The sequence below is a fragment of the Pseudomonas sp. P7548 genome (genome assembly GCF_013386585.1).
GTDB lineage: Bacteria > Pseudomonadota > Gammaproteobacteria > Pseudomonadales > Pseudomonadaceae > Aquipseudomonas.
In genome coordinates this window covers 23,885-36,176 of the sequence record NZ_JACARO010000017.1, presented here as the reverse complement: position 1 = coordinate 36,176, position 12,292 = coordinate 23,885, and the positions used below count along the sequence as shown (strand labels likewise).

Below are 12,292 nucleotides of genomic sequence, written 5' to 3'. Positions count from 1 at the left end.
AATCCGTAATACCTGCAGAGAGCGCAAAAGCGCCAAGGACACCGTGAAATGGCCTACCAGCCCCAGGAAATATTCTTCCGCTCCAACGCGCCGGTGACGATCGACGAAGACAAGTGCATCGCCGAAAAGGGCTGCACGGTGTGCGTCGACGTGTGCCCCATGGACCTGCTGGCAATCAACCCGGCCACGCAGAAGGCCTACATGGCCTTCGACGAGTGCTGGTACTGCATGCCCTGCGAGAAGGATTGCCCCACCGGCGCCGTCAAGGTCGAGATCCCGTACCTGCTGCGCTGAGTGTGTTGATTCAAAGCCATCCGCCTACACCGGACGCCCATGCTGCACCCCCTCGTTTCCCACCGTGCCCGATCACGGCGGAGACGATCCTATAACCATGATTCGAGGGGAAATACCCAATGTTCTTGCGCGCAACCGTTGCCAGCCTGGTGCTGGCCTCCCTGAGCCTGTCCGTGCAGGCCCAGACCATCCGGGTGGCCATCGGCACCCAGGACACCACCATCAATTGCGCCGCTGGCGGCCTGCTGATCCGCGAACTGGGGCTGCTGGACAAATATTTGCCCCACGACGGCCAATACAAGGACGCCACCTACGATATCCAGTGGAAGAACTTCACCAGCGGTGCGCCACTGACCAATGAAATGGTCGCCGGCAAGCTCGACTTCGGCGCCATGGCCGACTTCCCCGGGGCGTTCAACGGCGTGGCCTATGAAACGGCGGGCAAGCACAGCCTGTTTATCAGTGTGCTGTCGGGCAATATCAAGGGCAGCGGCAATGGCATCGTGGTGCCGGCAGGGTCTTCGGCCCAGTCCCTGGCAGACCTCAAAGGCAAGACCCTCTCCGTGCCGTTCGCCTCCACGGCCCACGGCATGCTGCTGCGTGCCGTGGCTGCCCAGGGCTGGGACCCGCTCAAGGACGTGAACATCATCGCCCAGGCGCCTGAAGTCGCCGGGTCGGCGTTGCAGGCTGACAAGATCGACGCTCACGCCGACTTTGTGCCGTTCGCCGAGTTGTTCCCCAACCGTGGCTTTGCCCGCAAGATCTACGACGGCTCGCAATCCAACACCCCGACTTTCCACGGTGCCCTGGTGGATGAACGCTATGCGCGCCAGTACCCCGAAGTGGTGGTCGCCTACCTGCGTGCGAGTATCGAGGCCAATCAATTGCTCGCCGCAGAGCCTGAAAAGTACAGCGAACTGATCGAAAAAGTCACCGGCGTGGAGGCCGAGGTCAACTACCTGTTCCACGGGCCGCTGGGTGTGCAAACCCGTGACCTCAGCTGGAAGCCGGAATACCGCCAGGCCGTGGGCACGGCCATCGACACCCTCAAGCTGCTGAAAAAGGCCGACCGTGGCCTGGACCTCAACACCTTCATTGACGACCAGTACATCCGCGCTGCCTTTAAGGCGTCGGGCCTGGATTATCAAGCGCAACTGGCCAACTACGCCCAGGCGCCGCTCAAGGCCAACGATGCGCTCACGGGCAAGCCCATCACCGACTGGACCCACGTCGCGCAGATCTGGGTCAAGGGCGAGCCCAAGGTACGTGACTACGCCTCGGCCGAAGCGGCGTTCAGCGCACTGGCCAGTTTGAAAAAAGACGGCAAGGCCGTGCGTGCGGTGTACGCCCAGGCCCAAGACAGCGGCATCAAGCTATTGGCCAGCCAGGCCTGGTTTGCCAGTGATCGCCAGGGCAAGTTGAGTGCCTTCCTGCTCAAGGGCCAGGCGCAGCAATTCGCCGATGCCCAGGGCGGCCAGGTGTTTGACTTCACTCGCGCCGGCGCCCAAGCCGTCGCCGGTCGCTGACAGGAACATGCCCATGCCAACTGCCGCTTATCGCTGGCTGCCCCGGGCCAGTTCCTTGCTGGTGTGCCTGCTGTTCTGGCAACTCGCCGCCAGCCATCACTGGAACCTGTGGCTGGTGACCTTCGCCAATGTGCCCACGCCTGGCGCCGTGCTGGAGGCGGCGCTGGCCCTGGTGGACTCGGGCAAGCTGGCCCGGCACCTGGGGGCCAGCCTGGGCCGGGTGTTTGAAGGTTACTTGGTGGCGGTGCTGGTGGGCATCGGGTTGGGGATCGCCATCGGCCGCTGGAAGTGGGCCGAAGATGTCTTGCTGCCGCCGCTGGAGGTGATCCGCCCGATTCCTGCGGTGGCGTGGATTCCCCTGGCGATCCTGATGTTCCCGTCGTCGGAACTGTCGATGGTGTTCATCACCTTCACCGGCGCGCTGTTTCCGATTTTGCTCAATACCGTGCATGGCGTTGAAGGGGTGGACCCTCGATTGATCGCCTCGGCACGCAGCCTGGGGGCAGGGCGCGGTGCCATCCTGCGCGAAGTGATCGTGCCGGGCGCTGCGCCGAGCATCATCACTGGCCTTGCCATTGGCATGGGCACGTCGTGGTTCTGCCTGGTGACGGCCGAGATGATCTCGGGGCAGTTCGGTATCGGTTACTACACCTGGGAGTCATACACCTTGCAGAACTATGCCGACATCGTGGTCGGCATGTTGTTGATCGGCGTACTGGGCATGGGCAGCAGTTGGCTGGTCAAGTGCCTGGGCGCGGCATTCACCCCTTGGCATCGCCTGCGAGGTAAAGCCTGATGGAAGGTCGTATAGCAATCAGCGGGTTGTCGATTGTGCTGGGCGAAAAAGCCCAGGCTTTTGAGGCGGTCAAAGCACTTGATTGCAGCATCGAGCCGGGCCAGTTCGTGTGCATCCTGGGCCCGTCGGGCTGCGGCAAGTCCACCTTGCTGGGGGCGCTGGCTGGCCACCTGGTGCCGAGCCAGGGCACTTTGCACATGGACGGGCAGGCGGTGTCCGGGCCGTCCCAGCAGCGTGGCATGGTGTTTCAGCAACACACGCTGTTCCCCTGGCGCAGTGTGCGTGAGAACGTCGCGTTCGGCCTGAAGATGCGCGGCGTCGGCAAGGCCGAGCGGTTGGCGGCGGCGGATGAAATCCTCGCACTGGTGGGGCTGGAAGGCTTTGCCGAACGCTGGCCGAATCAATTGTCGGGCGGTATGCAGCAACGGGTGGAAATCGCTCGGGTGCTGATCAATCGCCCGCGCCTGTTGCTGATGGACGAACCGTTTGGCGCGCTGGACGCGTTGACACGCATGAAGATGCAGGCGTTGTTGCTGGATATCTGGACGCAGATCCGCACCACCGTGGTGTTTGTCACCCATGACATCGATGAAGCGTTGTTCCTGGCCGACCGCATTCTGGTGATGAGCCCGCGCCCAGGCCGCATTATCGAAGACTTCACCCTGGACTTCCCACGCCCGCGCCACACCGGGCTGATGACCACCCCTGAATTTACCCACCTCAAGCGCCACTGCCTGGAACTGCTGCACCACGAAGATGGACGCCAGTTGCCCCGGTTGAACCCGCTTGGGTTGCCCATTGATCATTCCATACCGCGATTTGCCATATGACCTATAACCCCGAAATAGAAGCCCTGCGCCCGCGCCTGCAGGCATCGGACGCTGCCATGCGACGCATTGCCCTGATCGACCTGGCCGACCTGGAAGAACCCGACGGCCTGGCATGGCTGGTGGACAGCCTGCGCCAGGACCCGGCCGTGGAAGTGCGCGCCCAAGCCGCCGCCTTGCTGGAAGCCTGGGAAGAGGATGAGGTGGTGCAGGCACTGTGCGAGGCGCTGACCGATGCGGAACCTGCGGTGCGCGAGGCGGCCGCGCAAAGCTTGAGCGTCTTGAAGACGGCCCAGGCAGGCGCGGTGTTGTTGCCCTGGGCCGAGCACGCCGACGTGAGCGTGCGCACCGCCGTCTTTCGTGCCTTGCGCGAGTTGCGCCTGGAGGCTGCTGCGCCTTCGGCGTTGCGGGCGCTGGCGGACGCCGATGCGGGTATCCGCCGCGAAGCCGTGGGTGTGCTCGGTTGGCTCAAACACCTGCCCGCGCTGGAAGCGTTGGCCAGATTGGCCAGCAGCGACCCGGACACAGAAGTACGCCGCGCTGCCACCGGTGCCCTCGGCCTGGCCAGCGATGAGCAGGTGTTGCCAGCGTTGTACCGGGCCCTGCTGGACCCAGCGTGGCAAGTGCGTGAAGAGGCGGCGACCACCCTGGGCAAAGTCGGCAGTCACAGCGCCGGCGAAGCACTGGTTGGCGCATTGAGCGATGAATACTGGCAAGTGCGCTTGCGGGCCACCCGCAGCCTGGGGCGGTTACGCTATGCGCCGGCGCTCGACGCACTCGTCCAGGCGTTGGGCCACAGCATCAGCAACCTGCGCAAGGAAGCGGCGTTGTCATTGGGTGAGTTGGGCGATCGCCAGGCGTTGAGTGCCCTGCGGGATGCGGCCGACGACGCCGACCCGGAAGTGCGCAAGGCGGTGCGGATCGCCCTGGCGCAACTGCAATGACCACCGCTCCCAGCGGGATTGGCAAAGGCGCTGACGGGCGATTGCGCCTGGAGTGGGCCGACGGCACCCAGTGGATCGAGCACGCGCGATTGCGTCGCGAATGCCCGTGCTCACAATGCCGGGCGTTCCGCTTGCGCGGCAGCCAACCCAGGGTGTCGGACGCCGTGCGTGTGCTGCAGATCCACCCACAGGGCTATGGCGTGCAACTGGTGTTCAGCGATGGGCACGAGCGTGGTATCTACCCGTGGGCGTACCTGGCCGGCCTGGGCAGCGACGCCTAGCGCAGCCGGCAGATACCGGCCTTGTCGATCAAGTGGTCGAGCACCGCCAGGGCGGCGATCGACAGGGATTTACGGTTCGGGTACACCGCATAGAACCCCTCGGTGGGCAGGTAGTATTCCGGCAGTACGCGTATCAGGTCCTTTTGATCGAATTGGGTGGTCACGTTGTTCAGCAGGGCAATTCCCAAGCCCTGGTGGGCCGCGTTGATCAGACCCAGCATCGAGTCCGAAGAAAACCGGCCACGAATAGGCACGCTGTGGGTTTCATCGCCACGCATCAGCGTCAACAGGTTTTCGTGGGTCTTGCCCAGGTACTGCAAATGTTCGTGGCCCATCAAGTCATCCAAGGTGTGCGGCGTGCCCTGTGTGGCCAAGTAGTGCGTGCTGGCATATAAACCCAAGGTCACGTCGCGCAACTTGTGTATGACATAACTGGTTTTTTTCGGTTTACCTACGCGCAGCAGTAGATCGATACCTTCTTCAGTCAAGTTGGGTTCTATATCCGAGACGATCAGCTCCAGCTCGATCACCGGGTACTTGTCGAGAAAGACTTGCAAGAAGTTAGTGTCGGAGTATTCAAAGAAACTGGTGGACACATGCACCCTAACTTTGCCACGGGGTTCGCCGTCCATGTGTTTGATGGATTCTATCGCGGCATGAAGGGCGTCGATATTAGTGCAACTGTGCTGGTATAACCGCTCGCCGGCTGCGGTGCAGCGCAGGGCGCGGGTAGAACGGAACAACAGCGGCGTGCCCATCATCTGCTCCAGGCTGGCCAGGCGGCGCCCCAGTGTATTGGCGGGCATGTCCAGTTTTTTACTGGCCAGCGCAAGGCTGCCGCTGCGCACGATTTGAACGAAGATAGCCACATCATCCAGCATAACGACCCTAGGCGCTCAGGTGAGCGAAATACGTAAGACGCCAAGCAGTACGCTATAGCGGAATTAGTTGTAATCGATGAAGTTTCAGGGGCCGCGATAGTACGGTTTGAGCGTCTAATAATAAATACCTAAATATGGATTTCACTCCTCCATATTTGGATTTTTCATGTTTCGTTTATTCTTTGTTCAGCCAATGATATTGTGCGATGGCATTTTGACTCATCGCCAAGTAACAGCCTGGTTGTTTATCGAGCAAAGTGCTCCATTAACTTAAATCTGCCCCCAGACGCTATCGCACACCTGCGAGGCGTCGGCGTTTCTGCGCGCCGAGCAAACGGGAGCAACGAGGTTGTTACTTATGTCGCGTGGATTTGCCCTGGAACATCTGACTGTGCGCCGCAAGCTGGGCTTGGGCTTTGGTTTGCTTTTGGCATTTGCGGTGCTGCTGGCACTGACGGGGTTGTACGCCTTGCGCAGCGACGGCCAATCGCTCAAGCGCATCAACCGGCTGGGCAATCTGTTCGACCAGACCGTGTTCTCCCGTGACGCCAACTTTGTGTATGCCTTGACCGCAGACGCCACCCAATTGACCCGACACGATGCCAGCCTCGGGCAGATGGAAAAGCTGCTCGCCGGGATCGTCGCCGACGTGCACGCCGGGCAGTGGCCCCAGGAAGACCTGGCCAAGATCCGCCGCCTGGATGACAAGCTGCGCGCTTACATGAAAGCCCATGATGCGGTGGAAGTCGGCGTCAATGCAGGCCCCACGGTGCTCAAGTTGAATGCCGATCTAGCTGCCCTGCAAGATGAAATCAATGTGCTCTACGACGTTGAAGCGGTGCGGGCCAAGCGCCGTGTCGAAGCGGTGGTGATCGTGCTCGGCTCGCTGACGTTACTGGCCTTGCTGTTCGGCGGGTTGCTCGCGTGGCGCATTGGCCGGCAGATTGTCGCGCCATTGCAACAGACCCTTGAGGCGGCCGAACGCATCGCCAATGGCGACCTGACCGTGGAACTGCACAGCGAGCGTGCCGACGAACTGGGCCAGTTGCTGCGTTCGATCAACCATATGAGCCACCGCCTGCGCGACGTGATGGCACTGATCGGCGGCAGTTCTCATCGGCTGGCCGCATCCGCCAGCCAGTTTGCCGCAATCACCGTGCAAACCCGCGCGGGCATCCATAGCCAGAAGACCGAGACTGACCAGGTGGCGACCGCCATGGCCGGGATGACCACCACCGTGCTGGAAGTGGCACGCCATTCCGAACAGGCCGCCCAGGCTGCCAAGGAGGCCGACACCCAGGCCAGCAGCGCCTTGCAGGTGTCACAGCAGGCCGTGGAGCAGATTGAAACCTTGGCGCGGGACGTGGGTATGTCGGCCGAGTCGATGACCCGTCTGTATAAAGAGAGCGAGCGCATTGGCGGCGTGCTGGATGTGATCAAGACGGTGGCCGGGCAAACCAACCTGCTGGCGCTCAACGCGGCCATCGAAGCGGCCAGGGCAGGGGAGGCGGGCCGCGGTTTTGCCGTGGTCGCCGACGAGGTACGCAGCCTGGCCAAACGCACCCAGCAATCCTCCGAAGAAATCGAGAACCTGATTGCCGGGCTGCAACGCATTGCCGAGGAAAGCTCGCGGCGCATGCAGGCCAGCGTGGTGCAGACCCAGTCTACGGTGATCGGCGTGCGCGACACCGGTGAAGCACTGGCGACCATTACCCGCCAAGTGGCGGGTATCCAGCACATGAGCCTGTTGATCGCCACGGCGGCGGAAGAGCAGGCCAGCGTGGCGGACACCATCCAACGCAGCGTCATGACCGTGCGCGAAGTGGCCGACCAGTCGGCGCAGGCCAGCGCCGAGATGGCCGATTCCAGCACCGACCTGGCCCAGTTGGGCGGCGAACTGCAGAACCTGGTCAAGCGGTTCAAGGTGTAACCCATGGCAGAGGCGCTCGAACACCGCAGTTGGCTGTTGCCCGACGATGCACCCGTGCGCAGGCATCGGCTGCGTGCCTTGTCCCGGTTGGGCAAGGTGTCCCTCAGTTTTGTGCTGATTCACCTGCTGGTGACCCTGTTGTTTACCGTCAGCGGTTATCGCTTCAAGGCCGCGGCCGATGACGCGCTGCTGGGTACGCGCCTGAGCGCCATTGTGCAGGCGCTGCCGGTGGTGATCGGCGATGACTACCTGGGCGAACTGCTGGGTGACGGACCGTTCGATGAGCCACGCTACCAGGCGATGTTGCAGCGCCTGGACGGCTACGCCAAAAAAGCCGGGGTGGATTCGATCTACGTGCTCACCCAGCGCGGGGGCCACACGCTGTTCGTGATGGACTCGGCCAATACCGCCGAGATCGCCAGCGGGCGCTACGGCCAGCATTTGGGCCACTACGACAGCGCGCCGCCAGAACTTAACGAAGTGTTTGCACAACGCCGCAGCCGGTTTGTGGAATACAGCGACCAGTTCGGCGATTTTCGCTCGCTCTTCCTGCCCATCAGAGGGCCGCACGGCAGTCAATTGGTGCTGGGCGCGGACGTCAGCCTGGAGGCGATCAAGGCCGAACGCCGCGCGTGCCTGTTGCTGTTCCTCGGCATCGGCTTGACCACCTTTGTGTTGGGCTTGCTGGTGATTGCCAGCCGCGAGTTGCGCATCTCCGAGTTGGCGTTTGAAGACCCGCTGACCGGGCTGCCCAACCGCACGCGGTTCATCATGGACGTCAACCGGGCCATCGCTGCCGGCCATAGGCCGCTGTCGGGGCTGACCGTGGCGATCTTCGACATCTGCGACGTCAAGCGCATCAACGCGCTCTACGGCTACGGCGATGGCAACCTGCTGCTGCAAGGCGTGGCAAGAAGGCTGGCGGCGGTGCTGGGGGAGGGCGAGTTGCTGGCACGGCTGCCGTCGGACGGCTTTGCCTTGCTGCTGCGCTGCGACCAGGACATCTGCCTGGCGCGGCTGGCGCGCACCTTGGACAAACCGTTCAGGCTCGGCGGCCAGCACGCGGTGATGGTCAAGGCACGCCTGGGGTTGGCGCGCTACCCGATCCACGGGCGCAGTGTGCAGGACTTGTTGTGTTACGCCGAAGTGGCGCTGGATGCCGCCAGTCACCAGGCGGTGAGCCATGTGTTCTATGACCCGGAACTGGAGCAGCGGCGTTTGCAGTCGATGGCGTTGCTGGATGATTTCGACCAAGCCATCGAGGCCGGTGAATTGCGCGTGTTCCTGCAGCCCAAGGCGCGTTTGAGCGACGGCCATATCGGCGCAGCAGAAGCGTTGGTGCGCTGGGAACACCCGCGCCTGGGCCTGATTGCCCCGGGTGTGTTCCTGCCGATCATCGAGGACAACGGTCGGATCTGCGCCCTGAGCCTGTGGCTGTTGCGCGAGTGCATGCAGTTGAGCCGGGCATGTGACCTGCGCATCAGCGTCAACTTGAGTGTGCAGGATTTGGAGTCGCCGACGTTCCCGACTCAGGTCCAGGCCTTGCTGGCACAGACCGGCGCCGATGCGGCGCAGTTGTGCCTGGAGATCACCGAGTCCAGCGCCATGCGCAACCCTGAGCAAGCGTTGGTGACGCTGACCCAGTTGCGCCAGTTGGGGTTCTCGCTGGCGATCGACGACTTTGGCACCGGCTATTCATCGCTGGCTTACTTGTCTCGGCTACCGGTGGACGAACTGAAGATCGACCGCTCGTTCATCACCCAGTTACACCAGCCCGAGCAACAGGAAATCGTGCGGGCCATTATTCAACTGGGCCTGATCATGAACCTGCGGCTGGTGGCCGAAGGGGTCGAAGACCGGCAGGTGTGCACGCTGCTGGCCAGCTTTGGTTGCCATGAAGTCCAGGGTTACGTGATCGCCCGGCCGATGCCGGCCCAAGTGTTTCTCACTTGGCTGGCGGTACGTGCCGGGCATTGGACGCCAGATGCGCTGGCAGACGGCGCAAGGTCCACAGCGTAACCAGCATCGCCGCCAGGGCACACAGCGCAATGCCCACCACCATTGGTGCCGGGGTGTGGTCGGCAAACACGCCAACCACACTCATGCACGCCGCCGCCGTGATCATCTGGATCGCGCCCAGCAGGGCCGACGCCGAGCCAGCTACCGCACCGTGATCCTCCAGGGACAACACGCCGGCTGCCGGCAACAGCAGGCCGAGAAAACCGAAACCGATGAACAGCAGTGTCATCATCACGGCCAGGCTGTTGCCCCACACCAGGGTGACAGCCAACACCGCCATCACCGCCGCCACGGCCATCACCGAACTGCGGATCACCCGCGCCAGGCCAAAGCGCGCGCTCAGGCGCGCGGTAAGTTGGCTCATGGCGAAGAACGACGCGGCGTTGAGGGCGAAGCACAGGCTGAACTGGGTGGGCGTCAGGCCGTAGTACTCGATGTACACGAACGGCGCGCTGCCGATGAACACAAAGAAAGTGGCCAGGCCAAACCCGCTGACCACTGCCAGCCCGATAAACACCGGGTCGCGCAGCAATGCGCCGTAGCTGCCGATGGCCGAGCCGAGGGTCTTGCCCAGGCGCCGCTCGGCCGGGTGGGTTTCGGGTAACTGCACGGCGGTCATGACCAGGCACAGCACCGCCACGACAGCCAGCGCCACAAACACTTCACGCCAACTCCACAACGAAATCACCACGCTGCCGGCCAACGGCGCAAGGATCGGCGACACGCTCATCACCAGCATCAGCAGCGCCATCAGGCGCGCGGCCTCATGGCCGGTGTACAGGTCGCGCACGATCGCCCGGGGAATCACCATCCCGGCACACGCGCCGAAGGCCTGCAAGGCGCGAAAACCGATCAACACTTCAATGTTGGGTGCCAATGCACAGCCGACACTGGCCACGGTAAAAATCACCAGCCCCGCATAAATCGGCAGCTTGCGCCCGAACACATCGCTGATCGGCCCGTAGAACAACTGGCACACGCCGATGACCATGAAGAACACGGTAAGGCTCATCTGCACGGCGGCCGGCGAAGCCTGCAGGCTGGCGCCCAGGGTGGGCAGGGCAGGGAGGTAGCTGTCGATGGCGAACGGGCCGATGGCGGTGATCAACCCCAGGAGCAGGGCGAGGTGTGCGATGCTTCGAGACATGGGACATCCGGGGCAGGGCGACAAAAAAGAGTGCCAGCTTAGGGGGCGTACCGGGTGCATACAAGCGCCATTGACGTGGGGGCGGCCCTGACGTTGAAGAAGGCCGACGCAAAAGCATTGGGATGTTCAATTAATGTAAACCAGGAACTGAAAACTATTTGGCCAGTGGGTTACTTTTAGTGGGAGCAAAAACACACCGCTGCTCTTGGCTCAGTTTTAACGGAGGATTAGTGAAGACTCGGCCGCAGTAAGTTTCTTTGAGATAAAACGTCCGATCCGATTGAGTCGGGGCGGCCTGAATCATTTCGGAATTTGTGGTTGCGAAACAGTATTTAGATACGTTCGCAATGTGATCCCTGTCGAGCTGTACATATTTAGCAGGACAAAGCAGTAGGGTTTCGCCGAATTTGAACAGCGGAAAGGCCAAAATAGTAATATTTTTTCCTTCATCATTTAATTCCTTGAGCTTCCAGAGCTCTTTATCCAGCGTCGCCTTAGGGTATTTCTTACTGACGATATATTCAGAGACTTGCGGGTTGCGTAACTTGACTGCCGATGCGGCCGAATAAGCAACCAGCCCGAATAGAGAGGGTGACATCACAAGGAATGCAAAGATCGCAAAACAGACTGCCTTGAAGGTGTTCAAAACTTTTTTTGTAAGATCGCCCTCCGTGTTGTAGTAGGTAATTGTTGGAATGCAGAGTAGGACCATCCAAGCAACCGAGATGGCCATGATGAGATACTCTCCTGATTGCGTCGAGCCCTCTGGATGCGACCAAGAGATAAACGTTGTAGGGTATATTCCCATTATTACGGTAAGCAGAAAGAGTATCGATGCGCCAATAATCATGGTGGCTGCCCGGACGGAGTACCAGCTTTTTCCTTCTATTTTTTTTAGATAAATTGACCTCTTCAGGTGTGTACCTGCGACCATAAAAGATATACCCAAAAATCCGAGCAGCCACACCACCAAAAATGACCAGGCGAAATTTTCTGAAGTGAGTTTATACGCGCCCAGAATCATAACGCCAAACCCTCCCGCCATAAGGAAAGCTAGACGGGGTGTTAGCTTCGCTGCGTCGCTGGTTGATAGGCTGAAAAGCGAAATCATTCCAGTAAACACAACCGCTGGTGTGATAACACATAGCAATGCCGCCATCAGAATTAGAGCCCCGCAGGCTAACCAAGTGAACATTGCAGGGCTTACTGCAACCGAGGGCATAAATAAATCCACTCGCTGAATGACGTAAAGATAAATATATAAAGTGAGAATAGCTGCGCCTAAAGCGTAAAGGGATATCGCGCCAGCGATGATTTTCCAATACTTCGGTGCCTTCCGAAGTATTTTACGCATTAACTTCTTTGTTTCAGAGGGCTGGCCAGGGGTTTCTGGCAGGCTGAATGCGGGTTGGTTCAAGGACTTTTCCTCTGGTTGAATTATCGATAGGTCGGTTAGGGCACATTGATCGAGAGAACAGATAAACCGGGCGTACGGCCCGTATGCAGAATAATCGGCAGCATCGAAACAAACTTTACTCACAAGCATTAAAACGTCGCGACATTTTCATTTCCATGGGGAGGGACCGCTCCCTCATACAGGATTCCTGAATCCGCTTCATGTAGAGAAGGGGGTTACCCATTGATAGA

11 protein-coding genes are annotated in these 12,292 nt (G+C 60.7%); 8 read left to right on the top strand and 3 right to left on the bottom strand.

The window, feature by feature from the left end; genetic code table 11:
* Nucleotides 1-48: 48 nt before the first annotated feature.
* The 6 genes from HX803_RS09460 to HX803_RS09435 all read left to right on the top strand — a co-directional run bounded on the left by HX803_RS09460 (nucleotide 49) and on the right by HX803_RS09435 (nucleotide 4,668).
* Nucleotides 49-294 carry a ferredoxin family protein gene (locus HX803_RS09460; protein ID WP_028616162.1) on the top strand — a complete coding sequence of 82 codons (246 nt, stop codon included), beginning with the start codon at nucleotides 49-51 and terminating at the stop codon, nucleotides 292-294.
* 119 nt (nucleotides 295-413) lie between these two features.
* Nucleotides 414-1,820 carry an ABC transporter substrate-binding protein gene (locus tag HX803_RS09455; RefSeq protein WP_178920162.1) on the top strand — a complete coding sequence of 469 codons (1,407 nt, stop codon included), beginning with the start codon at nucleotides 414-416 and terminating at the stop codon, nucleotides 1,818-1,820.
* 13 nt (nucleotides 1,821-1,833) lie between these two features.
* Nucleotides 1,834-2,616: an ABC transporter permease gene (locus HX803_RS09450; protein ID WP_178920161.1), complete on the top strand. Its 783-nt coding sequence runs from the start codon at nucleotides 1,834-1,836 to the stop codon at nucleotides 2,614-2,616.
* Nucleotides 2,616-3,446 carry an ABC transporter ATP-binding protein gene (locus HX803_RS09445; RefSeq protein ID WP_178920160.1) on the top strand — a complete coding sequence of 277 codons (831 nt, stop codon included), beginning with the start codon at nucleotides 2,616-2,618 and terminating at the stop codon, nucleotides 3,444-3,446. Before HX803_RS09450 ends, HX803_RS09445 begins: the two co-directional genes overlap by 1 nt.
* Complete coding sequence (locus HX803_RS09440; protein WP_178920159.1) at nucleotides 3,443-4,387, top strand: HEAT repeat domain-containing protein; 945 nt, start codon at nucleotides 3,443-3,445, stop codon at nucleotides 4,385-4,387. Before HX803_RS09445 ends, HX803_RS09440 begins: the two co-directional genes overlap by 4 nt.
* Complete coding sequence (locus HX803_RS09435) at nucleotides 4,384-4,668, top strand: gamma-butyrobetaine hydroxylase-like domain-containing protein (RefSeq protein ID WP_178920158.1); 285 nt, start codon at nucleotides 4,384-4,386, stop codon at nucleotides 4,666-4,668. Before HX803_RS09440 ends, HX803_RS09435 begins: the two co-directional genes overlap by 4 nt.
* Here the strand turns inward: HX803_RS09435 and HX803_RS09430 are convergent.
* Nucleotides 4,665-5,537 carry a LysR family transcriptional regulator gene (locus HX803_RS09430; RefSeq protein WP_178920157.1) on the bottom strand — a complete coding sequence of 291 codons (873 nt, stop codon included), beginning with the start codon at nucleotides 5,535-5,537 and terminating at the stop codon, nucleotides 4,665-4,667. The two genes, HX803_RS09435 and HX803_RS09430, sit on opposite strands and share 4 nt — an antisense overlap.
* Nucleotides 5,538-5,907: 370 nt before the next feature.
* Here HX803_RS09430 and HX803_RS09425 point away from each other — a divergent pair, with 370 nt between their 5' ends.
* Both HX803_RS09425 and HX803_RS09420 read left to right on the top strand, forming a co-directional pair.
* Nucleotides 5,908-7,479, top strand: a complete 1,572-nt coding sequence (locus HX803_RS09425; RefSeq protein ID WP_178920156.1) for a methyl-accepting chemotaxis protein — start codon at nucleotides 5,908-5,910, stop codon at nucleotides 7,477-7,479.
* A gap of 3 nt (nucleotides 7,480-7,482) precedes the next feature.
* Nucleotides 7,483-9,498, top strand: coding sequence for a bifunctional diguanylate cyclase/phosphodiesterase (locus HX803_RS09420; protein WP_178920155.1), 2,016 nt, complete (start codon nucleotides 7,483-7,485; stop codon nucleotides 9,496-9,498).
* Here the strand turns inward: HX803_RS09420 and HX803_RS09415 are convergent.
* Both HX803_RS09415 and HX803_RS09410 read right to left on the bottom strand, forming a co-directional pair.
* Nucleotides 9,425-10,645, bottom strand: coding sequence for a multidrug effflux MFS transporter (locus HX803_RS09415; protein ID WP_178920154.1), 1,221 nt, complete (start codon nucleotides 10,643-10,645; stop codon nucleotides 9,425-9,427). The genes HX803_RS09420 and HX803_RS09415 overlap by 74 nt on opposite strands.
* A 154-nt stretch (nucleotides 10,646-10,799) precedes the next feature.
* Complete coding sequence (locus tag HX803_RS09410) at nucleotides 10,800-12,062, bottom strand: hypothetical protein (RefSeq protein WP_178920153.1); 1,263 nt, start codon at nucleotides 12,060-12,062, stop codon at nucleotides 10,800-10,802.
* Nucleotides 12,063-12,292: the final 230 nt, after the last annotated feature.

Coding starts and splice junctions, on each gene's coding strand:
- HX803_RS09460 (WP_028616162.1), top strand. CDS start 49: ATGGCCTACCAGCCCCAGGAAATATTCTTCCGCTCCAACGCGCCGGTG.
- HX803_RS09455 (WP_178920162.1), top strand. CDS start 414: ATGTTCTTGCGCGCAACCGTTGCCAGCCTGGTGCTGGCCTCCCTGAGC.
- HX803_RS09450 (WP_178920161.1), top strand. CDS start 1,834: ATGCCAACTGCCGCTTATCGCTGGCTGCCCCGGGCCAGTTCCTTGCTG.
- HX803_RS09445 (WP_178920160.1), top strand. CDS start 2,616: ATGGAAGGTCGTATAGCAATCAGCGGGTTGTCGATTGTGCTGGGCGAA.
- HX803_RS09440 (WP_178920159.1), top strand. CDS start 3,443: ATGACCTATAACCCCGAAATAGAAGCCCTGCGCCCGCGCCTGCAGGCA.
- HX803_RS09435 (WP_178920158.1), top strand. CDS start 4,384: ATGACCACCGCTCCCAGCGGGATTGGCAAAGGCGCTGACGGGCGATTG.
- HX803_RS09425 (WP_178920156.1), top strand. CDS start 5,908: ATGTCGCGTGGATTTGCCCTGGAACATCTGACTGTGCGCCGCAAGCTG.
- HX803_RS09420 (WP_178920155.1), top strand. CDS start 7,483: ATGGCAGAGGCGCTCGAACACCGCAGTTGGCTGTTGCCCGACGATGCA.
- HX803_RS09415 (WP_178920154.1), bottom strand. CDS start 10,645: ATGTCTCGAAGCATCGCACACCTCGCCCTGCTCCTGGGGTTGATCACC.